21 protein-coding genes are annotated in these 24,306 nt (G+C 68.8%); 11 read left to right on the top strand and 10 right to left on the bottom strand.

What is annotated here, in order from left to right:
• Position 1: 1 nt before the first annotated feature.
• The 4 genes from CG50_RS10660 to CG50_RS10675 all read right to left on the bottom strand — a co-directional run bounded on the left by CG50_RS10660 (position 2) and on the right by CG50_RS10675 (position 4,555).
• Positions 2-841, bottom strand: a complete 840-nt coding sequence (locus tag CG50_RS10660; protein ID WP_036638051.1) for an ABC transporter permease — start codon at positions 839-841, stop codon at positions 2-4.
• A 33-nt stretch (positions 842-874) separates the two neighbouring features.
• Complete coding sequence (locus tag CG50_RS10665) at positions 875-1,867, bottom strand: ABC transporter permease (protein ID WP_245615689.1); 993 nt, start codon at positions 1,865-1,867, stop codon at positions 875-877.
• A gap of 40 nt (positions 1,868-1,907) precedes the next feature.
• On the bottom strand, positions 1,908-3,455 hold the full coding sequence (locus CG50_RS10670; protein ID WP_036638055.1) for an ABC transporter substrate-binding protein: 1,548 nt from the start codon (positions 3,453-3,455) through the stop codon (positions 1,908-1,910).
• A gap of 218 nt (positions 3,456-3,673) precedes the next feature.
• Positions 3,674-4,555, bottom strand: coding sequence for an alpha/beta fold hydrolase (locus CG50_RS10675; RefSeq protein WP_036638058.1), 882 nt, complete (start codon positions 4,553-4,555; stop codon positions 3,674-3,676).
• 450 nt (positions 4,556-5,005) lie between these two features.
• Here CG50_RS10675 and CG50_RS10685 point away from each other — a divergent pair, with 450 nt between their 5' ends.
• Complete coding sequence (locus CG50_RS10685) at positions 5,006-6,046, top strand: VOC family protein (protein ID WP_036638063.1); 1,041 nt, start codon at positions 5,006-5,008, stop codon at positions 6,044-6,046.
• Between the two features lie 77 nt (positions 6,047-6,123).
• Here the strand turns inward: CG50_RS10685 and CG50_RS10690 are convergent, their stop codons facing one another.
• A complete protein-coding gene (locus CG50_RS10690; protein WP_036638065.1) occupies positions 6,124-6,915 on the bottom strand; it encodes a DNA-binding transcriptional regulator in 792 nt (263 codons plus the stop codon).
• 351 nt (positions 6,916-7,266) lie between these two features.
• Between CG50_RS10690 and CG50_RS10695 the strand changes: the two genes are divergently transcribed.
• From CG50_RS10695 to dmpG, 9 genes are all read left to right on the top strand, one after another.
• Positions 7,267-9,015: a bifunctional 3-(3-hydroxy-phenyl)propionate/3-hydroxycinnamic acid hydroxylase gene (locus CG50_RS10695; RefSeq protein WP_081880386.1), complete on the top strand. Its 1,749-nt coding sequence runs from the start codon at positions 7,267-7,269 to the stop codon at positions 9,013-9,015.
• 32 nt (positions 9,016-9,047) lie between these two features.
• On the top strand, positions 9,048-9,839 hold the full coding sequence (mhpD, locus tag CG50_RS10700; RefSeq protein WP_036638067.1) for a 2-keto-4-pentenoate hydratase: 792 nt from the start codon (positions 9,048-9,050) through the stop codon (positions 9,837-9,839).
• A 100-nt stretch (positions 9,840-9,939) separates the two neighbouring features.
• The gene (locus tag CG50_RS10705) at positions 9,940-11,130 is read left to right on the top strand and encodes an ABC transporter substrate-binding protein (protein WP_036638070.1); all 1,191 of its coding nucleotides are present in this window, start codon (positions 9,940-9,942) and stop codon (positions 11,128-11,130) included.
• 9 nt (positions 11,131-11,139) lie between these two features.
• Positions 11,140-12,048 carry a branched-chain amino acid ABC transporter permease gene (locus CG50_RS10710; RefSeq protein ID WP_051909897.1) on the top strand — a complete coding sequence of 303 codons (909 nt, stop codon included), beginning with the start codon at positions 11,140-11,142 and terminating at the stop codon, positions 12,046-12,048.
• Positions 12,045-13,070, top strand: coding sequence for a branched-chain amino acid ABC transporter permease (locus CG50_RS10715; protein WP_051909899.1), 1,026 nt, complete (start codon positions 12,045-12,047; stop codon positions 13,068-13,070). Before CG50_RS10710 ends, CG50_RS10715 begins: the two co-directional genes overlap by 4 nt.
• Complete coding sequence (locus tag CG50_RS10720) at positions 13,067-13,849, top strand: ABC transporter ATP-binding protein (RefSeq protein WP_036638071.1); 783 nt, start codon at positions 13,067-13,069, stop codon at positions 13,847-13,849. Before CG50_RS10715 ends, CG50_RS10720 begins: the two co-directional genes overlap by 4 nt.
• Positions 13,842-14,546, top strand: coding sequence for an ABC transporter ATP-binding protein (locus tag CG50_RS10725; RefSeq protein WP_036638073.1), 705 nt, complete (start codon positions 13,842-13,844; stop codon positions 14,544-14,546). Before CG50_RS10720 ends, CG50_RS10725 begins: the two co-directional genes overlap by 8 nt.
• A gap of 17 nt (positions 14,547-14,563) precedes the next feature.
• A complete protein-coding gene (locus tag CG50_RS10730) occupies positions 14,564-15,508 on the top strand; it encodes an acetaldehyde dehydrogenase (acetylating) (RefSeq protein WP_036638075.1) in 945 nt (314 codons plus the stop codon).
• On the top strand, positions 15,505-16,533 hold the full coding sequence (dmpG, locus tag CG50_RS10735; RefSeq protein ID WP_036638077.1) for a 4-hydroxy-2-oxovalerate aldolase: 1,029 nt from the start codon (positions 15,505-15,507) through the stop codon (positions 16,531-16,533). The genes CG50_RS10730 and dmpG overlap by 4 nt, the downstream gene beginning before the upstream one ends.
• Before the next feature lie 211 nt (positions 16,534-16,744).
• On the opposite strand, the gene CG50_RS10740 is transcribed toward dmpG, so the two are convergent.
• Positions 16,745-18,385 (bottom strand): long-chain-fatty-acid--CoA ligase, encoded by a 1,641-nt coding sequence (locus tag CG50_RS10740; protein ID WP_036638079.1) that lies wholly within the window; start codon positions 18,383-18,385, stop codon positions 16,745-16,747.
• 24 nt (positions 18,386-18,409) lie between these two features.
• The gene (locus tag CG50_RS10745; protein WP_036638081.1) at positions 18,410-20,611 is read right to left on the bottom strand and encodes a 3-hydroxyacyl-CoA dehydrogenase/enoyl-CoA hydratase family protein; all 2,202 of its coding nucleotides are present in this window, start codon (positions 20,609-20,611) and stop codon (positions 18,410-18,412) included.
• 151 nt (positions 20,612-20,762) lie between these two features.
• On the opposite strand from CG50_RS10745, the gene CG50_RS10750 reads away from it, so the two are divergent.
• On the top strand, positions 20,763-21,425 hold the full coding sequence (locus CG50_RS10750; protein ID WP_081880387.1) for a TetR/AcrR family transcriptional regulator: 663 nt from the start codon (positions 20,763-20,765) through the stop codon (positions 21,423-21,425).
• A 5-nt stretch (positions 21,426-21,430) separates the two neighbouring features.
• Here CG50_RS10750 and CG50_RS10755 read toward each other — a convergent pair whose 3' ends face one another.
• Genes CG50_RS10755 through CG50_RS10765 form a run of 3 tightly spaced genes read right to left on the bottom strand, consistent with a single transcriptional unit; the run spans position 21,431 to position 24,306 of the window.
• Positions 21,431-22,339 (bottom strand): serine hydrolase, encoded by a 909-nt coding sequence (locus tag CG50_RS10755; RefSeq protein ID WP_036638084.1) that lies wholly within the window; start codon positions 22,337-22,339, stop codon positions 21,431-21,433.
• Positions 22,340-22,382: 43 nt separating this feature from the next.
• On the bottom strand, positions 22,383-23,333 hold the full coding sequence (locus CG50_RS10760; protein ID WP_036638087.1) for an ABC transporter ATP-binding protein: 951 nt from the start codon (positions 23,331-23,333) through the stop codon (positions 22,383-22,385).
• Complete coding sequence (locus tag CG50_RS10765; RefSeq protein ID WP_036638089.1) at positions 23,320-24,306, bottom strand: ABC transporter ATP-binding protein; 987 nt, start codon at positions 24,304-24,306, stop codon at positions 23,320-23,322. Before CG50_RS10765 ends, CG50_RS10760 begins: the two co-directional genes overlap by 14 nt.

The following is a 24,306-nucleotide window of genomic DNA, read 5'->3' on the forward strand; positions in this document are numbered from 1 at the left end:
CTCAGCTCCTCCGGCGCGACAGGCGCGGGTTCAGCGCGTCATTCAGGCTTTCGCCGATCAGGTTCAGCGCCAGCACCGTCAGCACGATCGCCACGCCCGGGAACAGCGACAGCCACCACGCCTGACGGATCACCGTGCGCGCCGCGCCGATCATGTAACCCCAGCTCATCAGGTTGGGATCGCCCAGCCCCAGAAACGACAGCGAGCTTTCCAGCAAGATCGCCGAGGCCACCATCAGCGAGGCCATCACGATGATCGGCGAGACCGCGTTGGGCAGGATCTGGCGCAAGATGATCGCCGGCGTCGACAGGCCCTGCAAGATCGCCGCCTCGATATATTCGCGCTGGCGCAGCGACATCACCTCGCCGCGCACCAGCCGCGCCACCGGCGGCCAGGACACGATGCCGATGGCAAGCGTGATCGACACCACCGAGGGCTGGAAGATCGCCACGATCACGATGGCGAGGGCGAAGCTCGGCACGGTCTGGAAGAACTCGGTCACGCGCATCAGAAGGTCGTCGATGCGGCCGCCGAAATAGCCCGCGAGCGCCCCCACCGGGATGCCGATCAGCAGCGCGGCGAGCGTCGAGACCAGCCCCACCAGCAGCGACACCCGCCCGCCATAGGCAAGCCCCGCCGCCACGTTGCGCCCGACCGTATCGGTGCCGAGCGGGAATTTCATCCCCTCGAACGGCGGCACGAAGGGGCGTGCCACCATCTTCCACGGGTTGCCCGGAAACAGCATCGGCGCCAGCAGCGCGACCGCCACGATCGCCGCCAGCAGCACCAGACCGACGATCCCGCCCTTGTTGGCGCGGAAACGGTGCCAGAAATCTTTCATCGCAAATCTCCTTGCCCTGTCACTGCGCCGCGGTCACTGCGCGCGGATCCGGGGATCGACGATCCCGTAGATCAGATCGGTGATCAGGTTGAACACGATCACCATCGCCGCCGAGACGAAGAACACCCCGAGCAGCACGTTGTAATCGCGCTGTGTCAGCGCCTCGAACATCAGCCGGCCGATGCCGGGCCAGGCGAAGACGGTTTCGGTCAGCACCGCGCCGCCGACCAGCTGGCCGGCCTGCAACCCCGCCAGCGTCACGATCGGCAACAGCGCGTTGCGCAGGATATGACGCCGCTCGATCACGCCGCGCGACAGCCCCTTCGCGCGCGCGGTCTTGACGAAATCGAGCTGCGCCACCTCGAGCATCGAGGCCCGGGTCATGCGCGAATAGACCGCCATGAAGAACAGACCGAGCGACAGCGCCGGCAGCGCCAGATGCTGCGCGATGTCGAGCGCGCGGCGCATCCCCGTGAAGCCCGACCCAACCGTCTCGTAGCCGAAGGGCGGCAGCCAGCCCAGCACCACCGAGAACAGCAGCACCCCCATCAGCGCCGCCCAGAACAGCGGCGTGGCGTAAAACAGCAGCGCCACCGTGGAGATCAGCGTGTCGGACCACTTGCCCACCCGCGACGCCGCCAGCACCCCCGCCGCGACGCCGAGGATCAGCGACACCGCGAAGGCCGATCCGGTCAGCAAGAGCGTGGCCGGAAGCCGGTCCATCAGCAGATCGAACACCGGCATCTGCTGGCGATAGGAAAAGCCGAGATCGAGATGCAGCACATCCCAGACATATTTGCCAAGCTGCATGTAAAGCGGCTGATCGAGGCCGAATTTCTCGCGCAGCTGCGCCAGGAACACGTCGTCGGTGGCCCCGGCCTCGCCGGCCATCACCACCGCCGGATCGCCCGGCGCGGCATGGATCAGCAGGAAATTCAGCACCAGAATGGCCAGCAGCACCACGGCTGCCTTGGCCAGCCGGGCGGCGATACGGGTAGCGATCTTCATGAATGTCGTTCCGCGCATGAAAGTCCCCGGCGCGCGGCAGGCGCACCGGGGAACGGGGTCACTTCTGGATCCAGGCGTTCTTGAACCCGTCGTTCAGGCCGATGCCCGTGGTGACGAGATCCTTGACCGAGCAGCGGCTGATCGTCGGCATCCCCATGTCGAGAAGCCAGGCGTTGGGCACGTCATCGACGAGGATCTTCTGCACCTCGTCATAGGCGGCCTTGCGTTCGGCCGGATCGACGGTGCCCGCGCCCTTGTCGAACAGCGCGTCGACCTTCGGGTTGGAATAACCCTCGACGTTGTTCCAGGGCGAACCCTTCTTGATGTTGCCCGACACGTAGCTGCGCGAGACGCCGAGCGCCGGATCGCCATACTGATACAGATAGGTCGTCGACAGATCGAAATCCCAGTCCGACAGATGCTGATTCCAGCCCGCCACGTCGGTCGAGACGATCTCGACCTTGATCCCGACATCGGCGAGGTTCTGCTTGATGACCTCGGCGAGGCGCATCCAGGTCTCGCCATAGGGCATCGGCACGAGCTTCAGCACCTCGCCCTTGTAGCCCGAGGCCTTGACCAGCTCCTTCGCCTTCTTCGGATCGTAGGGCCAGGGCTTCAGATCGGTGTCGTTGTAGCGCGTGGAGCCGGCGAAGGGCCCGTTCGGGATCTGCCCGAGACCGTTGAACAGCGAATCGCGGATGAATTCGCGGTCGAGCGCATACATGATCGCCTGACGGAATTCCTTGCTTGCGGTCGGGCCCTGACGGTTGTTCAGCCACACCCAGGACTGCGGGCCGAAGAACTCCCAGCCGGACTGGGTGATGCAGGTATCGGGCAGCTCCTTCACCCGGTCGATGTCGAAATTCTCGATCGAGCCGGCGGGCAGGATGTCGACCTGTCCGGTCTCGTAGGCCACCGCGCGCGAGGCGGCATCGGGGATCACGTGCCAGTAAACCTCATCGAGGTACGGCTTGCCCTGATCCCAGTAATCGGGGTTCTTCACCAGCTTGATATAAGAGCCCTTGACCCATTCGGCGAACTTGAACGGGCCGGTGCCGATGGGGGTGTTGTTGGCCGGGTTGGTGGCGAAATCGGTGCCTTCGTAGATGTGCTTCGGCACGATCGGCATCGAGCCGACCTCGAAACTGTTCAGGAACGGACCGAAGGGCGATTTCAGCCGGAACACCACGGTATCGGCGTCGGGGGCGGTGATGCTCTCGACGTGATCAAGGACGGCGCGGAACCGCGGATGGGTCTTGCGCAGGAACACGTCGGCGCTGAACACCACGTCATCGGCCGAGAACGGCTGTCCGTCGTGCCACTTCACCCCGTGCTGGAGGTGGAAGGTATAGGTCAGCCCGTCGTCCGAAACCTCCCAGCTTTTCGCCAGCGAGGGCATCGGGTTCAGTTTGGTGTCGTAGCGCAGCAACCCTTCGTAGATGTTGCCCGCCACCTGCTGGGCCGGAGCGTTCTGCACGAGGCCGAGCATCAGGCTCGGCGGTTCGGGCTGGATGACGACATTCGCCCGCCCGCCGGCGACCGGATCGGCCAGAGCCGGTGCCACGGCCAGAAAACTCGCGACGACGGCCGCCAGAATGCGTTTCATGAAATTCCCCCTTGTCGGTCGAAGATCTTCTTTTGTTTTCACGGGGCGAGGCGGCGCCTTGCACCCGCGGACGGGGAAATCATTCCGCGATCCGGACAGGGCGCGCAAATAGGCCAGAGCTATCGCAGCGATAAGTTTTTCCGGGGGCGCGCCGCAGACGGAAAAACCCGTCCGCGCCCCTTTCGGGAAGGGCTGCGCGGGCGGGCTTCTTCCACCGCTCAGTGCGTCAGGAAATCCAGCACCAGGCGGTTGAAGGTCTCGTGGTGCTCCCACTGCACCCAGTGGCCGCAGTTGTTGAACACGTGCAGCTGCGAGTTCGGGATCCCCGCCACCAGCCGCAACCCGACCTCCATCGGAACGAAACGGTCGTTGCGGCCCCATACGATCAGCGTCTCGGCCGCGATTTCGGCCAGACGGTGACCGACATCGGGGAACTGCTTCGGATTGGCGGCCGAGCTCTTGACGAAATTCTCCAGATGGTCGCGCCGCGCCAGAAGATTGGCGAGACGGGCCTCGAACAGCTCTTCGGTCAGATCGCCGGGATCGTAGACGAAGACGTTCATCATCCGGCGCAGGTTCTCGATCGTCGGATCGCGGTAAAGCGCGCCGATCAGCTTGATCCCCTCGGTCGGCATCGGCACGAAAGAGCTGACGCCCCCGGTGCCGCCGCCCATCAGGATCAGCTTGCCGACCCGCTCGGGCCAGGCGAGCGCAAAGGCCACCGCGCTGTGCCCGCCCATCGAATTGCCGATCACATGCACCCGATCGAGGCCGAGGCGATCGACCAGCCCCTTCAGCATCCGCGCGTTCAGCTCGGAGCGGGAGCCGGCGTTGACGATGCTGTCGCTCTGCCCCCAGCCCGGACAGTCGAGCAAGATCACCCGATAGCCGGCCGCGGTCAGCGGCGCGATGTTGCGGTTGAAATTCGCCCAGCCCGTCGCCCCGGGGCCCGAGCCGTGCAGCATCACCACCGCCTCGGCGGCCTCGCCGGGGTTGCAGTCGTTGTAATGCAGCCGCAGCTCGGTCTCGCCCTCGCGCAGGGTGAAGAACTGGCTGGTGGTCGCTTCGGTGAAATCACGATGGGGGGCGGTCTGGTTCATCCGGGTCTCCTCGATGGGCCAGCGCGCGGGCGGTTGTATCCGGCCCTGCGGATACCGGCGCGCGATGGCGGTGGGGTGCGGCTCTCCTCCTGCCGCTCGGGTTCCAGCTAGCGCCGCCGCGCGAGCGGTGGCAAACCCGCCGTCCGGAGCGTGCACCAGGTGCACCGTTCGACCGCAGAGGCCCGGCCGGGCCAGCAAATGCACGCTGTCGCGCCGCCCGCCCGGCAAGGCGCTGTGCACCAGGTGCACCGATGCCACGCCGCAGTTGCCCGCGAACCGGCCGGCTTGCTAGCACAGGGTCGTGGCGATCAGGGAGGCCGGAACCGTCCGGTTCGCTCGCCGCACCCCGAACAAAGACCCGACGCGCCGTTCAGGGACGGCGGCCGCCGCCCTGCCGCGGCCGGCCGGCCGCGCCCCCATGCCCGGCCGCCGCCAGATGAGGAGGACCCCATGACCCGCTTTTCCGACCGTTTCGACCCCGGCCCGCAGATCGCCCAGTGCGGCACCGTCAACCTCGGCACCCGCGACCTCGAAAAGTCGCTGTTCTTCTTCCGCGACACCCTCGGGATGGAAGAGGTCGAGCGCGACGGCAATGTCTCGTATCTGCGGTGTTATCAGGAGCTTGGCCACCACTCGCTGGTGCTGACCGAGCAGGACGAGAACATCGTCAACGCCTTCAGCTTCCGGGTGAAGCGCCCGCAGGACGTGGAGCTGTTCGCAGAGGAACTCGCCCGTCAGGGCATCGAGACCCTCGAAGTCCCCGCCGGCACCGAGCGCGGCCGCGGCACCGCGGTGCGTTTCCTCGTGCCCGGCAGCCAGCATCCGTTCGAACTGTATTACGACATGGAAAAGCCCCTCGCGCCCGAGGCGATGCGCTCGCGTCTGCCGTCGAACAGCTCGAAGCGGCGCGGGCTCGGGGTGCGGCGGATCGACCATTTCAACGTCCAGACCTCGCCCGACACGATCAATCAGGCCGAGCGGTGGGTGCGCGACACGCTGGGGTTCAAGCGCCGCGAATTCGCCCATCTGGCCGACCGGCGCGATACCGTGCTGGCCTCGTGGATGTCGGTGACGCCGCAGGTGCACGACCTTGCGATGGTGGCGAATGCCGCCGGCAAGACCGCGCAGTTGCACCATGTCGCGTTCAACCTGCAGGATTTCTCGGACGTGCTGAGCGCGGCCGACACGCTGCGCGACCTCGATGTCTCCTATGGCGTCGGGCCGGGCAAGCATGGCATCGGGCAGGCGATGTATCTTTACATCCACGATCCCGGCTCGGACCACCGGGTCGAGATCTACGCCGGCGGCTATCTGATCTTCGACCCGGATTGGGAAGCGATCGAATGGCAGCCCGAGGCCTTCCCCGAAGGCATGACCTGGTATGGCGATCCGATCGACACCCGCCCCGGCTCGCGCGGGCGCGACACCACGGGGTGCGCCGGGCTGTATCTGCCGCAGCATCCGCGCCCGAAGCTGGTCGCGGCCGGCTGATCGCGCCGACGAAACCGGAACCGGGGGGCGGGAGACCGCCCCCTTCGCCATTTTCCCCCCTCGTTCCCACGGCGCCTTCAGGCCTGATCCAGATAGCCCTCGATCTTGCGCGCCGCGGCATGGAGCGGCGCCAGATACTTGCGGCGTGCCTCGCTCAGCGTCAGGGCCGAGCGCAGCGTCACCACATTGATGCAGCCCGCGACCCGGCCGGCATGGAACACCGGCACCGCCAGCGCGAGGATCTTGCGCTCGTTCGCCCATTCGCCGTTGTTGAAGGCATGGCCCGCCTCGCGGGTCTGATCGAGCAGCGTCTCGAACGCCGCGCGGCCCTCGCCCTGCACCATCGGCTCGCCCCCGGCCTGCAGCCGGTCGAGAAGCTCCGCCCGCTCCGCCTCGGGGCAGAAGGCCAGATAGGCCCGTCCCATCGCGGTCTGGCTCAGCACCAGCCGCCGGCGCACCGTGACCTTGTGAAACGACAGCGGGCTGTAACGATGCGTCGTCTCGCGCACCCGCATCGCGATACCGTCGAGCGTGGCGAAATCCGACGGCCAGACCACCTTGTGCATCAGCTCGCCCAGCACCGGCGCGGCATATTGCGAGATCCATTCCTCTTCGAGGAACCCCTCGCTCAGCGCCTTCACCTCATGGGTCAGCCGGTAACTGTCATCCGAGGTCGAACGCCGCAAGACCCCCTCGTTTTGCAATGTTTCCAACAGCCTGCGCACCGTGGTGCGGTGAATGCCGGTGGCGAGGCTCAGCTCTCGCACACTCGCCCATCCGCCTTCCGCCTGGTTCAGCGCGCGCAGCACCGCCAGCCCGCGGCTGAGGCCCTGCACCGTCTTGTAAGGCGACTCTCCCTCGTCCGACATGGGCCCGTCCTCTGTCATTTCGTGCACTATGTGCACAAAGCTGACATGCCGATTGTCTGTTTGGCAAGACCGTTGCTAGCTGGTTGCAGCGTGACGCGGCGGGACGGAGGCCGCTTCGCGCCCCACCATCGAGGAGGAGACCCCCATGACGAACGGTCATATCGCAGCGGCATGTCCCGCGCCCCGGCGCCCCGGCGGCTCCGCCTGAGCGCCGCCGCCCCTTCCCGTTCCATCCCTGCCTGACGCCGGCATCCGGCGGCCCGGTTCGCCCCACAGTGCGCGGCGAACGACGGTCCTGTCGTGCCTCACGCCCGGCTTGTCCAGATTTTCAGAAAATTCAGGATTCCAGCCATGTCGTCCGCGAACCTGCCCCATTCCACGCCCCCGAACGCTTCTCAGACTGCCGCCCTGCCGGTCCATCGCACCCAGGTGCTGATCGTCGGCGCCGGCCCCGTGGGGCTGACGCTTGCCAATACGCTTGGCGGCCAGGGCGTGCGCACCCTGCTGATCGAGGCGCTGCCGAAACTGATCGACTACCCCCGCGCCATCGGCATCGACGACGAGGCGCTGCGCACCATGCAGGGCATCGGCCTTGCCGACCGGATCGTGCCGCATACCACGCCGATGCACTGGATGCGGTTCCTGACCGCCTCGGGGCGGTGCTGGGCCTCGATCGAGCCGCGCACCGATGAATTCGGCTGGCCGCGGCGCAATGCCTTCATCCAGCCGCAGGCCGACCGCATCCTGTTCGAGGGGCTGTCGCGCTTCCCGCAGGTGGAGGCGCGGTTCTCCACCCGCTTCGTCGCGCTGGAACAGGATGCCTCGGCGGTGCGCGCCACCCTTGAGGGCCCCGAGGGGCGCTATGTCGTCGAAGCCGATTACATGGTCGGCGCCGATGGCGGCAGCAGCCCGGTGCGCGGCGCCCTCGGGCTGAGCTTCGACGGCGAGACCGCGCCGAACCAGTGGATCGTGATCGACGTCGAGAATGACCCGATCGGCACGCCGAACATCTATCTCGGCTCGGACAACCGGCGCGCCTATGTCTCGGCCGCGCTGCCGCACGGGGTGCGCCGGTTCGAATTCATGGTGCTGAAGGGCGAGGACGAAAGCCATTTCAGCCGCCCCGAGGTGATGCGCGAGATGCTGGGCCGGGTGCTCGACCGGCCGGAAGAGGCGAAGATCATCCGCCAGCGCATCTACAACCACAACGCCCGCCTCGCGAGCCGGTTCCGCGTCGGGCGGGTGCTGCTGGCGGGCGACGCGGCCCATATCATGCCGGTGTGGCAGGGCCAGGGCTACAACAGCGGCATCCGCGACGCGGCGAACCTCGGATGGAAGCTCGCGATGGTGGTGAAGGGCGCGCTCGGCGAGGCGCTTCTCGATACCTATCAGGCCGAGCGGCGCGACCACGCCAAGGCGATGATCGACCTGTCGGTGCTGGTGGGCAAGGTGTTCAACCCGCCCTGGCCGGTGCTGAACACGCTGCGCGACGGGCTGACGCGGGTGCTGAACCTGGTGCCGTCGGTCAAGCGCTACCTGCTCGAGATGCGGTTCAAGCCGATGCCGCGGTTCCGCGCCGGCGCCATCGTGCCCGCCCCCGGCCACCCCGAGACCAGCCCCGTCGGCAAGCTGTTCATCCAGCCGAAGGTCTGCACCATCGCGGGCGAGGTGAAGCGGCTCGACGATGTCATCGGGCCGAATTTCGCGATCCTCGCCTGGGGGGCGAACCCGGTGCAATACATGAAGCCCGCGCAGCTGGCGATGTGGCGCGCGCTTGGCGCGGTGTTCGTCTGCGTCAAGCCCGAGGTGCAGCTCGGCGCCGCGCCGGACCCGGAACTCGGCTTCCGCACCGACCCGATGGAGGGGGTGGTGCAGCTCGGCGATGTGCAGGGCCGGCTGAAGGACTGGTTCGGCGCGCAGCCCGACTCGGTGGTGTTCCTGCGCCCCGACCGGGTGGTCGGCGCGACCTCGACGCCGCTTGCGGTGAGCGAAACCTCGCAAGCCCTCGCCCGGGCGCTTGGCTGGCCGCGGGCCGAGGCGGGCAGCGTGCCGCTTGCCACGCCCGCCACCGCCGCCGCCGGCCTCGTGGCCGCGGAATGACCCCTGACCTCTTGCCCGACCGGAGACCCCAGATGACCGACGCCACCCTTGTCGCCACCCTTGCCGCCGAACTGCGCACCGCCGAGGAAAGCGGCATCGCCGTCGCGCCGCTGCGCCCGCGGATGCCCGATGACGGCGGCGCCACCGCCTATGCCGTGCAGCAGGCGAACATCGACCATCAGATCGCCCTGGGCCGGCGGGTGATCGGGCGCAAGATCGGGCTGACCGCGAAGGCGGTGCAGGCGCAGCTCGGCGTCGATCAGCCGGATTTCGGCGCGATCTTCGCCGATACCCTCTATGGCGACGACGAGGAAATTCCCTTCGCCCGGCTGATGCAGCCCAAGGCCGAGGCCGAGGTGGCGCTGGTGCTGAAGACCGCCCTGCCCCGCCCCGATACCACGCTGATCGAGCTGATCCGCGCCGTCGATTTCGCCCTGCCGGCGATCGAGGTGGTGGGCTCGCGCATCGCGAACTGGGACATCCGGTTCAACGATACGGTGGCCGACAATGCCTCGTCGAGCATGGTGGTGCTGGGTGGGGTGCCGGTGCCGCTGACCGGGCTCGATCTGAAACTGCTGCCGATGACGATGCGCTGCAACGGCACCGAGGTGTCGACGGGCACGGGCGCGGCCTGCCTCGGCCATCCGCTGAACGCGGCGCTGTGGCTTGCGCGCAAGATGGCGGCCCTCGGCACGCCGCTCGGTGCGGGGGATCTGATCCTGACCGGCGCGCTCGGCCCGATGGCGCCCATTCGGCCCGGCGACAGGGTCGAGGCCGAGATCGCCGGGCTCGGCTCGGTCCGGGCGAGCTTCGGCCCCGCCTGAGGCTGCGGGCCCGCACGATCCGGGCCCCGAAAATTCAGGACTGGCGCGGTGGGGAGGACGCCGCGCCCGTCCGTCACCAGATCATGAAGGGGAGGTTCACATGATCCGACGTTCGTTCCTGGCGGGTTGCACCGCCATCGCTACCCTCGCCGCGATGCCGAGTGCCGGCCCCGCAGCCGCCGCTGCCGATACCGTCAAGGTCGGCGTGCTGCTGCCGCTGTCGGGCCCGTTCAGCCAATACGGCCGGCAGATGCAGAACGGCATCGCGCTGTTTCTGAAGCAGCACGGCACCAGCGTGGCCGGCAAGACCATCGAACTGGTCGTCAAGGACGACGGCGGCATCGCCCCCGACCGGGCGCGGCGCGCGGTGCAGGACCTGATCGTGCGCGACAAGGTGGATGTGCTGGCGGGCTTCACCTTCACCGCCTCGGCGATGGCGGCGGCACCGATGGCGAAAGAGGCGCGCAAGGCGATGATCGTGATGAACGCCTCGTCCTCGGGGATCACCGCGGCCAGCCCCTACATGATCCGCGTCGGCCAGACCCTGCCGCAGATCACCGAACCCGCCGGGCGCTATGCCGCCGGGCAGGGCTTCCGCTCGATCTATACCGTCGTCGCCGATGTCACCGCCGGCCACGATGCCGAGGCGGCCTTCATCCGCGGCGTCGAGGCCGGGGGCGGCAAGGTCTCGGGCTCGCTCCGGGTGCCGGCGCAGAACCCCGATTTCGCCCCCTTCGTGCAGCGCATCAAGGACGCGAAGCCCGATGCCGTCTTCGCCTGGCTGCCCCCCGGCGAGGCCGCGATCGGCTTCATCAAGGAATTCGACCAGCGCGGCCTCGCCGCGCAGGGGATCACCATGCTCGGCACCGGCGATCTGACCGACGAGCTGACGATCATGCAGACCGGGGACGCGGGCCTCGGGGTGGTGACGACGGGGCATTACTCGATGGCACATCCCTCGGCGATGAACACCGAATTCGTCGCCAGCTACCTCGCCGACTACCCGCAGGACAAATGGCCGAATTTCCTGTCGGTCTCGGCTTATGACGGGATGGCGGCGCTGTATCTCGGGCTCGAGAAGACGGGGGGCGATGCCTCCGGCCCGGCGCTGGCGGGCGCGCTCGCGGGCGCGAGCTTCGAAAGCCCGCGCGGCCCGATCCGGATCGACGCCGCGACCCGCGACATCGTTCAGACCGTCTATGTCCGCAAGGTCGAGCGCGTGGGCGAGCGGCTGATGAACGTCGAGATCCACGAATTCCCCGAAAGCCGCGATACCGCGGCCGCGCATTAGGAGGGCCGGATGAACGCTCTTCCCGGCCTTCTCTTCGACGGGCTCGCCTATGGCAGCTTGTTGTTCCTCGTCAGCATCGGGCTGTCGATCACCATGGGGCTGATGAATTTCATCAACCTCGCGCATGGTGCCTTCGCGATGATCGGCGGCTATGCGAGCGTGTGGTTCTCGCACCGGTTCGGGATGCCGTTCCTCGCGACGCTGCCCTTGGCCTTCGCGGTGGCGGGCCTTGCCGGGCTGATCGCCGAGCGGGTGCTGTTTCGCCATCTCTACCGCGCCTCGCATCTCGATCAGGTGCTGTTCACGGTGGGGTTCGTGTTCTCCTCGATCGCGGCGGCGACCTATCTGTTCGGCTCGGCGCAGCAGAGCGTGAGCCTGCCCGCCGCGCTTCAGGGGCAGGTTCAGGTGATGGGGGTCGACCTCGGCCGCTACCGGCTGTTCCTGATCGGCGCCGTGGTGGTGCTGAGCGCGGGCCTCGGGCTGCTGATGACGCGCACCCGCTTCGGCGCCCAGGTGCGCGCCGCCGTCGACAACCGCGACGCGGCCGAGGGCCTCGGGCTGAACGTCGGGCTGGTGTTCAGCCTGTGCTTCGGCCTCGGCACCGGGATGGCGGGGCTTGGCGGCGCGCTCGGGGTCGAGGTGCTTGGCCTCGATCCGGGTTTCGCGCTGAAATACATGGTCTATTTCCTGCTCGTGGTGGTGGTCGGCGGGGCCGGCACGCTGTCGGGGCCGCTCGTCGCGTCGATGCTTCTCGGGGTGTGCGACGTGGCGGGGAAATATTACCTGCCGCAGGCCGGCGCCTTCATCATCTACGTGCTGATGATCGTGCTGTTGCTGGCCTTCCCGAAGGGGCTGGGCCTCGGCCGGCCGAGCCTGTCCCGTCTGCCCCTTTCCATCCTCGTCAGGAGGCGCGCATGACCGACGCGACTGTCGTGACCCCCCGCGCCGCGGCGCCGGAGCCCGCCGCCATCGCCCGGCTGGCGAGCCCCCGCCCCCGCGCGTTCGAGCTGTTCGTCTGGCTGTTGCCGGCCGCGGCCTATTTCCTGTTCCCCGATCACCTCGCGCTCGGGGTGACTATCATGACCTACGCGGTCGCGGTGCTCGGCCTCGATCTGGTGCTGGGCTATGCGGGGATCGTCTCGCTCGGCCATGCGGCGTTCTTCGGCATCGGCGCCTATACCGCGGGGCTGCTGGCGGTGCATGGCTGGCGCGAACCGCTGAGCGGGCTTCTCGCCGCCGGGGCGGTGGCGCTCGTCGCGGGCTTCGTGTCGAGTTTCCTCGTCGTGCGCGGCAAGGATCTGACGCGGCTGATGGTAACCCTCGGCATCGGGCTGGTGGTCTATGAGATCGCCAATCAGGCGAGCGCCGTCACCGGCGGCGTCGACGGGCTGTCGGGGATCGGGATGGACCCGATCCTCGGGCTGTTCGCCTTCGATTTCTACGGCCGGACGGCGTGGTGGTATGCCTATGCGGTCTGCCTCGCGGTCTTCGTCTATCTGCGCTTCGTGGTGTCCTCGCCCTACGGGCTGTCGCTCGCCGCGATCCGCGAGGGCAGCGCGCGGATGCCCGCGCTCGGCGCTTCGGTCGACGGGCGGCTGCGCATCGCCTTCACCTTCTCGGCGGGCATCGCCGGGATCGCGGGCGGGCTGCTGGCGCAGACCACGCAATTCGTCGGCGTCGATGCGCTGTCGGTCACGCGGGCGGCGGATTTCCTGGTGATGCTGGTGCTCGGCGGGTCGGGGCGGCTGTATGGCGCGCTGATCGGCACGGCGCTGTTCATGATCGCCAGGGAATATCTCGCCGATCTGAACCCGGTTTACTGGGAGTTCTGGATGGGCGCGATGCTGATGGCGGCGGTGCTGTTCGCGCGCGGCGGCATCGTGGGCGCGCTGTTCCGCCTGCCCGCGCTGCGCGGCCGGTTCGGGAGGGGATCGCGATGAAGGACACCTCTATCCTGTCTCCCGAAGCGGGCATCGCGCTCGAAACCCGCGGGCTCGGGCGTCGCTGGGGCAGCTTCGCGGCCAACAGCGACATCGACTTCCGCCTGCCGGTGGGCGCGCGTCACGCGCTGATCGGGCCGAACGGCGCGGGCAAGACCACCTTCATCAACATGCTGACCGGGGTTCTGACGCCAAGCGCGGGCTCGGTCTGGCTGAACGGCGAGGAAATCACCCACCTGCCGCAGGAGGCGCGCGTCGCGCGCGGCATCGCCCGCACCTTCCAGATCAACACCCTGTTTCCGGGGCTGACGGTGCTGGAAAGCGTGCTGCTCGCCATCCTCGAACGCCGGCGCGAGACGCTGAACTGGTATCGGCCGCTGAAGACCTACCGCGCCGAGATCCCCGAGGCGATGGATCTGATCCGCGATCTCGGCCTCGGGGCGCAGGCGGGCGAGGCGGTGCGCACCCTCGCCTATGGCAAGCAACGGCTGGTGGAGATCGCGCTCGCGCTGGCCACGAAACCGCGGATCCTGCTGCTCGACGAACCGGCCGCCGGCATCCCCGCCGGCGAAAGCACCGAGATCTTCTCGGTCATCGCGGCGCTCCCCTCCGACGTGTCGATCCTGTTCATCGAACACGACATGGAGCTGGTGCGCCGGTTCGCGGACCGGATCACGGTTCTGGTCGCCGGGCGCGTGCTGACCGAAGGCGCGCCCGATCGGGTGATGTCCGACCCGCGCGTGCGCGAGGTCTATCTGGGGGAGGGCGAGGATGCCTGATCTTCTGTCCGTCGAAGGGCTGTGCGCGGGCTATGGCGAGGCACGCGTGCTGAACGATATCGGCTTCGCGCTGCGCCCGGGCGAAAGCCTGGCGCTTCTCGGCCGCAACGGGGTGGGCAAGTCGACGCTGATCCGCTCGCTCATCGGGCTGACGCGGCGCCAGGGCGGGCGGCTGCGCTTCGCGGGCGCCGACATCACCGCCGCGCCGCCGTTTCGCCGCGCCCGCGCCGGCATCGGCTGGGTGCCGCAGGAGCGCGCGATGTTCCCCTCGCTGAGCGTGGAGGAACATCTGACCACCGTGGCGCGCAGGGGGCCGTTCGACCTTGCGCGCGTCTACGACATCTTCCCCCGCCTCGCCGAGCGGCGCGCCAACATGGGCAACCAGCTTTCGGGGGGCGAGCAGCAGATGGTCGCCATCGCCCGCGCGCTGATGACCAATCCGCGGCTTCTGCTGCTCGACGAGCCGATGGAGGGGCTGGCCCCGATCATCGTGCACGATCTGGCCGCGGTGATCCGGCGGCTGATCGCCGAGAGCGGGCTTTCGGTGATCGTGGTCGAGCAGCACGCCCGCCTCGCGCTGTCGATGACGGCGCGGGCGATGGTGCTCGACCGCGGACGGATCGTTCACGACGGCCCCAGCACGGAACTGCTGGAGGACAACGACAAACTCGGCCGCCTGGTTGCGGTGGCCGCCTGAGGAAAGGACGCAAGAGCATGTCAAAGGTGAAATGCGCCATCATCGGATCGGGCAATATCGGCTCGGATCTGATGATCAAGATCATGCGCAATTCGAAAAATCTGGAAATGGGCGCGATGGTGGGGATCGACCCGGCCTCGGACGGGCTGGCGCGGGCGGCGCGGATGGGCATCGCCACCACCGCCGAGGGCATCGAGGGGCTGACCCGGCTGCCGGTCTACAAGGAGATCCAGGTGGTGTTCGACGCCACCTCGGCGGGCGCGCACCGGCACAATGACGCGATCCTGCGCGCCGACGGCAAGAAGGTGATCGACCTGACCCCGGCCGCGATCGGCCCGTTCACCATTCCGGCGATCAACGGCGACGCCAACATCGACGAGCCGAACGTCAACATGGTCACCTGTGGCGGTCAGGCGACGATCCCGATGGTTCATGCGGTCGCGCGGGTCTCGACGCGCACGATCTATGGCGAGATCGTCGCCTCGATCTCGTCGAAATCCGCCGGCCCCGGCACCCGCGCCAATATCGACGAATTCACCGAAACCACCTCGAAGGCGATCGAGCTTCTGGGCGGGGCGGAGCGCGGCCGGGCGATCATCATCCTCAACCCGGCCGATCCGCCGCTGATGATGCGCGACACGGTGATCGTGCTGTCGCAAGGCGCCACCCCCGAGGCGATCGAGGCCTCGGTCGCCGAGATGGCGGCGCGGGTGCAGGCCTATGTGCCGGGCTACCGGCTGAAACAGCGGGTCCAGTTCGAGCGGATCGGCGACAATGCCCCGGTGCGCGTGCCCGGCATCGGCGCGGTGAGCGGGCTGAAGACCACGATCTTCCTCGAGGTCGAGGGGGCGGCGCATTACCTGCCCGCCTATGCCGGCAACCTCGACATCATGACATCCGCGGCCCTCGTCAGTGCCGATCACTGGGCCGCGCGAACCCTTGCACAGGAGGCCGCGGAATGACCCGCCCGAACCCCGACAAGATCTATGTCCAGGACGTCACGCTGCGCGACGGGATGCACGCGATCCGGCATCGCTACAGCCTCGATCAGGCGCGCGAGATCGCCCGCGCCCTCGATGCCGCGCATGTCGACGCGATCGAGATCACCCATGGCGACGGGCTGGCAGGATCGACCTTCACCTATGGTTTCGGCGCCCATGACGATGCCGAATGGATCGCCGCGGTGGCCGAGGTCTGCACCCATGCGGTGCCCACCGTCCTGCTGATCCCCGGCATCGGCACCGTGCATGACCTGAAAGAGGCCCATGCCGCCGGAGCGCGCTCGGTCCGCGTCGCCACGCATTGCACCGAGGCCGATGTCTCGCGCCAGCATATCGAGGCGGCGCGCGCCCTTGGCATGGACACCGTGGGCTTTCTGATGATGGCGCATATGGCCGGGCCGGAACAGCTTCTGGAGCAGGCGAAGCTGATGGAAAGCTATGGCGCCGAATGCGTCTATGTGACGGATTCGGCCGGCGCGCTGCTGCCCGCGCAATATGCCGAGCGCGTCGCCGTGCTGCGGGCGGGGCTGCGCCCCGAGACCGAGATCGGCGTTCACACCCATCACAACCTGACGCTCGGGGTGGCGAATGCGGTCGCGGGGATCGAGGCGGGGGCGGTGCGGGTCGATGCCTCGCTTGCCGGGATGGGCGCGGGGGCGGGGAATGCGCCGCTCGAAGCGCTGATCGCGGTGCTCGACCGGATGGGGATCGCGACCGGCTGCGATCTGTATGGGCTGATGGATGCCGCCGACGATCTGGTGCGGCCGCTGCAGGACCGCCCCGTGCGGGTCGACCGCGAGAGCATGTCGCTCGGCTATGCCGGGGTCTATTCGAGCTTCCTGCGCCATGCCGAGACGGCCTCGAAACTTTACGACATCGACGCGCGCGAGATCCTGATCGAGCTTGGCCGGCGCAGGATGGTCGGCGGGCAGGAGGATATGATCGTCGATGTCGCGCTGGATCTGGTGGGCGCGAAGGCGGGCTGACGGGGGTTCCGCTTCGCATATGGGGGAAAGGGAGGGGGCTCTGCCCCCTCGGGCCTCGCGGCCCTCACCCCCGGGATATTTAAGGCGAATCGAAAGGAAAGGCGCCGGGGGCATCGTCGAGGATGCCTCCGGCGGTTCGGTTTTCGGGGGAGGGGAAAGGCGCGCCGGTCTCGCGGCGCGCGGGAAGCGGAGGGCGCCGGGGCGCGTGGGGTCAGCCGAAGATCCCCTCGCCCTCCTTCTCGGCGAAGCGCTCGCGCACCATGTCGCGGATCTTCATCTTCAGCAACTTGCCCGTCGCGGTATGGGGCAGCGCGTCGACGATCACCACATCGTCCGGGATGCTCCATTTCGAGGTCTTGTCGGCGTAGAAGGCCTGCATCTCGCCGCGGGTGAGCGTGGCGCCGGGGCGCAGCTGCACGACGAGGACGGGGCGCTCGCTCCATTTCGGATCGGGGCGGGCGACGACGGCGGCTTCCTGAATCGCGGGATGGGCCTGGGCGATGTTCTCGAGTTCGATCGAGCTGATCCATTCGCCGCCCGATTTCACCACATCCTTGGTGCGGTCGACGATCTGGACATAGCCGTCGGCGTCCATCGTCACCACGTCGCCGGTGTCGAACCAGCCGCCCTGATGCGCCGCCCCGGGTTCGGCGTTGAAGTAGGACGCGGCCACCCAGGGGCCGCGCACCAGCATCGCGCCGCAGCTGGTGCCGTCGCGCGGAACCTCCTGGCCGTCCGGGCCCTCGATGCGGAATTCCATGCCGAAGACCGGGCGGCCCTGCTTCGCCTGAAGGGCGAGGCGCTCGGGCTCGGGCAGGGCGTCGTGGCGCGGCTTGAGGGTGCAGGTCAGCCCGATCGGGCTTGTCTCGGTCATGCCCCAGGCCTGGCGCACCGTCACCCCCTTGTCGCCGAAGCGCGTGATCAGCGCCGGCGCCGGGGCGGATCCGCCGATCACCGCCTGACGCAGCGTGGTGAAATGCGCCCCATGCGCGTCGATCCAGTCGAGCAGCCCCATCCACACCGTGGGCACGCCCGCGGTGACGGTGACGCCCTCGGTTTCGAACAGCTCGTGCAGGCTGGCACCGTCGAGCTTCGCCCCCGGCAGCACCAGTTTCGCACCGGTGATCAGCGCCGAATAGGGGATGCCCCAGGCGTTGACGTGGAACATCGGCACCACCGGGCAGATCGTATCGCGCGCCGAGATCCCCAGCACGTCCGGCATCGCCGAGGACATCGCGTGCAGCACGCTGGAGCGGTGGCTGTAAAGCACCCCCTTCGGCGCCCCCGAGGTGCCCGAGGTATAGCACAGCCCCGAGGCGGTGTTCTCGTCGATCTCGGGCCAGTCGAAGGATGCCGGCGCGGCGCCGATCAGCTCTTCGTAACAGATCAGATCGAGCTTGTCCGAGGCCGGCATATGCGCCCGGTCGGTCAGGATCACCACCGCCTTCAGGCCGCGCAGCGTCTCGGCCAGGCTTTCGAGGATCGGCACGAAGGTCAGATCGGCGAACAGCACCTTGTCGCCGGCATCGCGGATGATGAACTCGATCTGGTCTTGGAACAGGCGCGGGTTGATGGTGTGGCACACCATCCCCGCCCCCGAGACGCCGTAATAGAGTTCGACATGGCGATAGCCGTTCCACGCCAGCGTGCCCACCCGGTCGCCCGGGGCAAGCCCCAGCCCGGCGAGCGCATTCGCCACCTGCTTCGCGCGCCCGGCCATCTCGGCATAGGTGTAGCGGTGCACCGGGCCCTCGACGCTGCGCGAGACGATCTCGGCATCGCCGTGAAAGGCCTCGGCGTGCCGCAGGATCGCCGAAATCAGCAACGGCGTGGTCATCATCTGTCCAAGCATGGGGTCTCCTCCCTTATGCAATTCTCAGTTGCGCAGCGGCTTGCCGGTGGCGAGCATGTGCTGCATCCGCTCGCGCGTGGCGGGCATCGCGATCAGCCCGACGAAGGCCTCGCGTTCGCGCGCCCGCAGCTCCTCCTCCGAGCCGCCGGGTGCGAGAATGTCGATCAGTGCCGCGCCGATGCGGCGGTCGTGGGGGGCAAGCTCCAGCCCGTCGAGCACGGTTTGCAGCGCGCCCCGCTCTGTCGCGGGCAGGGGCGCGGATGCGGCCGGCGGGCGGTAGCCCGGCACGAGGGCCAGCGCGCGGGCGCGCGCATCGGCAAGCAGCCGGTCGCGGTTCATGGTGATGGCGTCGGTCGGGCGCAACAGCACCGGACGCGCCCCGAAGGCGCTGCCCGAGGCCTGCGCCCCGATCAGCAGGCGCAGCGCCTGCGCGGCGTCGCCGGTGCGGTGCAACACCGTCGTGCTGCCGCCCCAGGCCGGAACCAGCCCGACCTTCGCCTCGACAAGGCCCATCGACAGCTCGGCATGGGCCTGAACGGCATCCGAATGCAGGCAGATCTCGCAGCCGCCGCCAAGGGCGGGGCCGGCCGCCGCCGCGACCACCGGCACGGGCGCCTGACGCAGCCGCATCAGCACGTTCTGACCGCGCGCGATGAAATCCCGGACCTGCGCCGGATCGTCGGCCATCGCCAGCACCGCGCGCAGATCCGCGCCGACGCTGAACGCCGCCGCATCCGAGCCGATCACCAGCGCCGCGAAATCGCCCCCCACCCGGTCGAGCGCGGCCCCGATCGCATCGAGAACCGTTTCGCCGATGGCATTCGCCTTGCTGCGGATCTCGAACCCCGCGACGCCCTCGCCCAGATCCCACAGCGCCCCCGCCTCCCAGCGGGCGACGGGCGGACGGGCGAGCGACAGCGCGGCAAGCGTGATCTCGCCCTCGGGGAGGGCAAGCGCGCGGCGCTGCCCGTCGGGCAACAGAACGGTGCGGCGCCCGGCCTCGGTGCCGTAGAACCCGCCCGCCGTCGCGGCGAGGCGCAGATAGGGCGGCACGGTGTCCAGATGCCCCGACAGACGCTCCGCCAGCCAGCCGGCGCCGAGGCGGTCGATCATCTCGAACGGCCCCTCGCGCCAGCCGTAGCCGGTGCGCATCGCGGCATCGACGGCATCGGGGGTATCGGCGATCTCGGGGACGAGCGCGGCGGCATAGCCGAGCGTGCGCACCATCACCGCGGCCGCATAGGCGCCAAGCGGCGTGTCGCTGTCCATCAACGCGCGCGGATCGCTTGCGGGCAGGGTGGCCGCCGGGCGCGCCGGGCGATAGGCGCCGGTCGTCAGATCCAGCGTCTCGCGGCTGCGCCGGTCGGCCGAGAGCCGGGTGAACCCCGCCCCCGCCTTGCGCCCGGTGCGGCCGGCCGCGATCATCTGCGCGATCAGCGCCGGTTCCGCCTCGCAGGCATTGATCGGGTCCGTCGCCGGCAGCGCCGCCTGCAACGAGCGCAGCACCATCGGCATCAGGTCGATCCCGACCAGATCGAGCAGCCCGAAGATGCCCGTGGGCGGAATGCCGAACGGACGGCCGAGGACGGCATCGGCATCCTCGGGCGCCAGACCGCGCGCGATGGCCTCGTTCTGCGCCAGCACCATCCAGTAATTGCCGATCCGGTTGGCGATGAAGCCCGGCGTGTCGTTGCAGCGCACCACCTGCTTGCCAAGCGACACCGCGCCGAACTGCGCCAGCGTCGCCACCGCATCGGCGCGCGTCACCGGGCCGGAGACCAGCTCCAGAAGCCGCATCCGCCGCGGCGGGTTGAAGAAATGCGTGATGAGAAAATCGCGCGCGAAGGTCTCGGGCAGGCCCGCCACCAGCGCCGCGAGTGGGATCGTCGAGGTGTTCGATGACACGATGGAGCCCGGCCGGCGCCGCGCCTCGATCGCACGATAGAGGCCCTGCTTGATGTCCAGCCGCTCCGCCACTGCCTCGACGATCCAGTCGGCATCCGCGATCAGGCCGATGTCGTCATCGGTCGCGCCGGGCCGCACGCGGGCGGCGAAATCGGCCTGCATGAAGCCGCCGGCGGCGAGCTGGCGGGCGATGCCGGCGCGGGCGCGCTCGGCGTCTATGTCGAGAAGCACCACCTCGGTGCCGGCATTGGCGAGATGCGCGGCGATGCCCGCACCCATGACGCCGGCGCCGATCACGACGGCCTTGCGAATGTCTGTCATCTGTCCTCCCCGGGCGGTGCCGTCTCCTCACGGCGCTCCGCGACTCGGAGCCTACCAAACGCTCGTTACATTTTACAAACACTATTTCCGCGCCGGGTTCCGCTTTCGGCCGCGACAGGCTACACAGGGGCCCGAACCCGGAGAGACGCCGATGACCAAGCCCCCCCGCCCTTCCCCGGGGCCTTCCCCGGAATCCCATGCGATTTCCGCTGATTACCGGCTGGACCTCGGCGATGAGGAGATCACCGAACGGCACCGCGAAGTGCTGGAGGCCGCCGCCGCCCTGTTTGCCGAAAAGGGTTATGCCGCGACATCGGTGCGCGACATCGGCGAGAAGGTCGGGCTGCTCGGGGGCTCGCTTTACTACTACATCCGCTCGAAGGAAGAGCTGTTCGTGCGCATCCACGAGATCGCGCTGCGGATGGGTGCGCGCCGTCTGACCGCGGCCATTGCCGGGGCAAGCGACCCGTGGGAGCGGCTGACCCTCGCCTGTGTCACGATGCTGGAAATCCAGCTCGATCCGCAGTCGCTGACCATGCCGATGATGAACGAGATGCGCGTCCTGCCCGCCGAGGTCCGCGCCCGGCTGGTGCCGCAGCGCGACGCGATCGAGGCGATCTATGCCCGGCTGATCGCCGATCTTCCGCTGGCCGACGACATCGACCGCGACGTTTATCGGCTGCTGCTGCTGACGCTTCTGAACAATGTCTCGGGCTGGTATCGCGCCGGGCGGCTGAGCCCCGAGGACATCGGCCGCCAGATCGCGCGGCTGTTTCGCCATGAGCGCCCGGCAGACGGCCCGCCGGGCGCCTGAACGGCTCAGTCGAGAAGCGCCGCCGCGATCTCGGCGCCGATCTGCGGGAACAGGTCCGGCCGGTCCTCGCAGATCGTCTTGCCCTGCGTCATCAGGCACAGCGTCACCGGCGCCTGCCCCGGCATCGCGACGCGGATCAGGTCGTGCTTGTAGTAGGACGCGCGCGGATCGCCGGTCCAGGAATTGCGGCCGGCCTTGCTCCAGATCGTGGCCTCGGGGGGCATTCCGCCGCCGAGGTAATCGGCCACCTGGAAATGCGGCAGCGCGGCGTTTTCCGACGCCCGGTCGCGCAGCAGATGCGCCTGAGCGCGGGCGCGCGCGCCGTCGGAAAGCGGCACCGCGCCGGTGAACAGCTCGGAAAACAGCCGCGCGGCGGCCAAGGGCGTCAGCGCGTTCAGGTAATGCCCGTCGCGGCCGGCATATTGCGCCTCGCGGCCGTAACGGGTGTCGTCCATCAGCTTTTGCGTGATGTTGCAGCCCGCGAATTCGCCCCAGCCGAGCGCCAGGAAGAAGCGGTTCAGCCCCTCGCGCCGGTCGCGCCACTCAGCGAATTCCGCCGGATCGAGCAGCGTGTCGCCGGTGGTGCCGGTGATCAGGTCGATGATGTAATTCGTCGCGGTGTTCGACGACCAGGTGATCATGTCGTGCATCGCGCGGATCAGATCGTCATGCTCGGCGATGGCGCCGGCCTCGATGCGGTTGAGCACATGGACGAGGTGGAACGCCTTGACCAGACTGCACGGGTAACAGCGCCAGTCGCCGCGATGCGCGAACCCCGCGGGGCTCGCCCCTTCGCGCAGCGCCACCAGACCGAAGGCGGCCGGGTCGAGCCCCTCGGGGCTGAACCGTCCGATCAGGCGCTGAACCAGGGCCTCGCAACGCTGGGTCCAGTCGGGGGAGTCAGGGAAGAACATGATATCGCTTTCGTTTTCGGAAATTCTCGGGCGGTTTCGGGGTTCAGGCCTTGCAGCAGCGCACCAGCCCCGCGGGCGGCACCGGATGGAGCGCCTGCACCGCCGCGCAGGCGGTATCGGCAAGCGGACAGCGCGGCGCGAAGCGGCAGCCGGGGATGACGGCGAAGGGATCGGGCACTTCGCCGCGGATCGGGGCGCCACCCGCGGCCGGGGCGCGCAGATCGGGCACCGCCGCGATCAGGGCGCGGGTGTAGGGATGGGCGGGGGCCGCGAACAGCCGGGCGCTGTCGTTCAGCTCGACGATCTCGCCCAGATACATCACCGCCACCCGGTCGCACAGGTAACGCACCACGTTCATGTCATGGCTGATGAACACGATGGTCAGGCCGCGCTCGCGGTTCAGCCGGCGCAACAGGTTGATGATCTGCGCCTGAACCGAGGCATCGAGCGCCGAGACCGGCTCGTCCGCCACCAGAACCTCGGGCTCGGGGCACAGCGCGCGGGCGATCGAGACGCGCTGACGCTGCCCGCCCGAGAGCGCGTGCGGGAAGCGCGCCGCGATTTCGGCGGGCAGGCTGACGGCCTGAAGCACCGAGGCGACGGCGGCCTTGCGCTCCGCCGCGCTCAGCCCCGGGCGGTAATGGCCGACGACCTCCAGAAGCTGCGCGCCGATGGTCATGCGCGGGTCGAGCGAGGAATAGGGGTCCTGAAACACCATCTGGATGCGGCCGCGCGGGTCGGGGCCGGCAAGCGGCGCGCCCTCGAAACGGACCTCGCCCGCGTTCGCCGGTTGCAGCCCGACGCCGATCCGGGCGAGCGTGCTTTTCCCGCAGCCGGATTCGCCGACGATACCGAGGATCTCGCCCTTTTCGACGGCCAGATCGACGCCGCGCACGGCATGAAGGGCGGCGGCCGGACGACGCGCCAGCCGGTCGGCGAGGCTGCGCCGCAGCGGAAAGCGGCGCGCGACGCCCGAGAATTCAAGCAAGGACATCGGGAACCTCCGACAGGATGCAGGCATCGAGATGGCCGGGCGTGCGGGCGCGCAACGCGGGCGGCGCGCCCAGGGCGCAGTCCGGCCGGGCGAGGCGGCAGCGCGGCGCGAACCGGCAGCCGGGCGGCGGCGCGATCAGGCCGGGCGGGCTGCCCTCGATCGGGGTGAGATCGGCGTCGCGCGCGGCCTGCCCCGGCAAGGCGGCGATCAGCGCGCGGGTGTAGGGGTGCGCCGGGCGGTCCAGCACCTCGCGCACCGGGCCGGTCTCGACGATGCGGCCGGCATACATCACCGCCACCCGGTCGCAGACCTGCGACACCACGCCGAGGTCATGGGTGATCAGGATGATCGCCGTCCCCGCGCTGTCGCGGCGCGCGCGCAACAGGCGCAGGATCTGGTCCTGAACGGTGACGTCGAGGGCGGTCGTCGGCTCGTCGGCGATGATCAGCCGCGGGCTGAGCGCCAGCGCCATCGCGATCACCACCCGCTGACGCAGCCCGCCCGACAGCTCGTGCGGATAGGCGTCGAGGCGGCGCTCGGGCGAGGTCACCTGCACGTCGCGCAAGAGATCGAGCGCGGCGGCGCGGGCCTCGGCGCGGCCGATCTTGCGGTGACGCACGATCACCTCGGCGATCTGGCGGCCGATGCGCATCGTCGGATTCAGCGCGGTCAGCGGATCCTGGAAGATGAAGGCGACATCGCGCCCACGCACCCGCGCCATCGCGCGTTCGGGCATCGCGGCCAGGTCGCCCACGCCGTCGAGCAGGATCTGACCGCCCGCGACACGCGCCGGCGCGCCGCCGAACAGCCGCAGGATCGAGCGGCACGTGGCCGACTTGCCGCAGCCGGATTCGCCGACGATGCCGAAGATCTCGCCCGGGGCGACGTCGAAGCCGACGCCATCGACCGCGCGCACGATCCCGGCGGGGGTGGTGAATTCGGTGCGCAGGTCGCGGATGGACAGCAGGCTCAT

Origin of the sequence: Paenirhodobacter enshiensis (genome assembly GCF_000740785.1) — a bacterium.
GTDB lineage: Bacteria > Pseudomonadota > Alphaproteobacteria > Rhodobacterales > Rhodobacteraceae > Rhodobacter > Rhodobacter enshiensis.

What these genes read in the sequence shown, in the direction of transcription:
- CG50_RS10760 (WP_036638087.1), bottom strand. Translation starts at nt 23,333, where the DNA reads ATGTCCTTGCTTGAATTCTCGGGCGTCGCGCGCCGCTTTCCGCTGCGG.
- CG50_RS10695 (WP_081880386.1), top strand. Translation starts at nt 7,267, where the DNA reads ATGTCGTCCGCGAACCTGCCCCATTCCACGCCCCCGAACGCTTCTCAG.
- CG50_RS10745 (WP_036638081.1), bottom strand. Translation starts at nt 20,611, where the DNA reads ATGACAGACATTCGCAAGGCCGTCGTGATCGGCGCCGGCGTCATGGGT.
- mhpD (WP_036638067.1), top strand. Translation starts at nt 9,048, where the DNA reads ATGACCGACGCCACCCTTGTCGCCACCCTTGCCGCCGAACTGCGCACC.
- CG50_RS10710 (WP_051909897.1), top strand. Translation starts at nt 11,140, where the DNA reads ATGAACGCTCTTCCCGGCCTTCTCTTCGACGGGCTCGCCTATGGCAGC.
- CG50_RS10685 (WP_036638063.1), top strand. Translation starts at nt 5,006, where the DNA reads ATGACCCGCTTTTCCGACCGTTTCGACCCCGGCCCGCAGATCGCCCAG.
- dmpG (WP_036638077.1), top strand. Translation starts at nt 15,505, where the DNA reads ATGACCCGCCCGAACCCCGACAAGATCTATGTCCAGGACGTCACGCTG.
- CG50_RS10750 (WP_081880387.1), top strand. Translation starts at nt 20,763, where the DNA reads ATGACCAAGCCCCCCCGCCCTTCCCCGGGGCCTTCCCCGGAATCCCAT.
- CG50_RS10720 (WP_036638071.1), top strand. Translation starts at nt 13,067, where the DNA reads ATGAAGGACACCTCTATCCTGTCTCCCGAAGCGGGCATCGCGCTCGAA.
- CG50_RS10675 (WP_036638058.1), bottom strand. Translation starts at nt 4,555, where the DNA reads ATGAACCAGACCGCCCCCCATCGTGATTTCACCGAAGCGACCACCAGC.
- CG50_RS10665 (WP_245615689.1), bottom strand. Translation starts at nt 1,867, where the DNA reads ATGCGCGGAACGACATTCATGAAGATCGCTACCCGTATCGCCGCCCGG.
- CG50_RS10725 (WP_036638073.1), top strand. Translation starts at nt 13,842, where the DNA reads ATGCCTGATCTTCTGTCCGTCGAAGGGCTGTGCGCGGGCTATGGCGAG.
- CG50_RS10730 (WP_036638075.1), top strand. Translation starts at nt 14,564, where the DNA reads ATGTCAAAGGTGAAATGCGCCATCATCGGATCGGGCAATATCGGCTCG.
- CG50_RS10660 (WP_036638051.1), bottom strand. Translation starts at nt 841, where the DNA reads ATGAAAGATTTCTGGCACCGTTTCCGCGCCAACAAGGGCGGGATCGTC.
- CG50_RS10715 (WP_051909899.1), top strand. Translation starts at nt 12,045, where the DNA reads ATGACCGACGCGACTGTCGTGACCCCCCGCGCCGCGGCGCCGGAGCCC.
- CG50_RS10690 (WP_036638065.1), bottom strand. Translation starts at nt 6,915, where the DNA reads ATGTCGGACGAGGGAGAGTCGCCTTACAAGACGGTGCAGGGCCTCAGC.
- CG50_RS10740 (WP_036638079.1), bottom strand. Translation starts at nt 18,385, where the DNA reads ATGCTTGGACAGATGATGACCACGCCGTTGCTGATTTCGGCGATCCTG.
- CG50_RS10705 (WP_036638070.1), top strand. Translation starts at nt 9,940, where the DNA reads ATGATCCGACGTTCGTTCCTGGCGGGTTGCACCGCCATCGCTACCCTC.
- CG50_RS10755 (WP_036638084.1), bottom strand. Translation starts at nt 22,339, where the DNA reads ATGTTCTTCCCTGACTCCCCCGACTGGACCCAGCGTTGCGAGGCCCTG.
- CG50_RS10765 (WP_036638089.1), bottom strand. Translation starts at nt 24,306, where the DNA reads ATGAGCCTGCTGTCCATCCGCGACCTGCGCACCGAATTCACCACCCCC.
- CG50_RS10670 (WP_036638055.1), bottom strand. Translation starts at nt 3,455, where the DNA reads ATGAAACGCATTCTGGCGGCCGTCGTCGCGAGTTTTCTGGCCGTGGCA.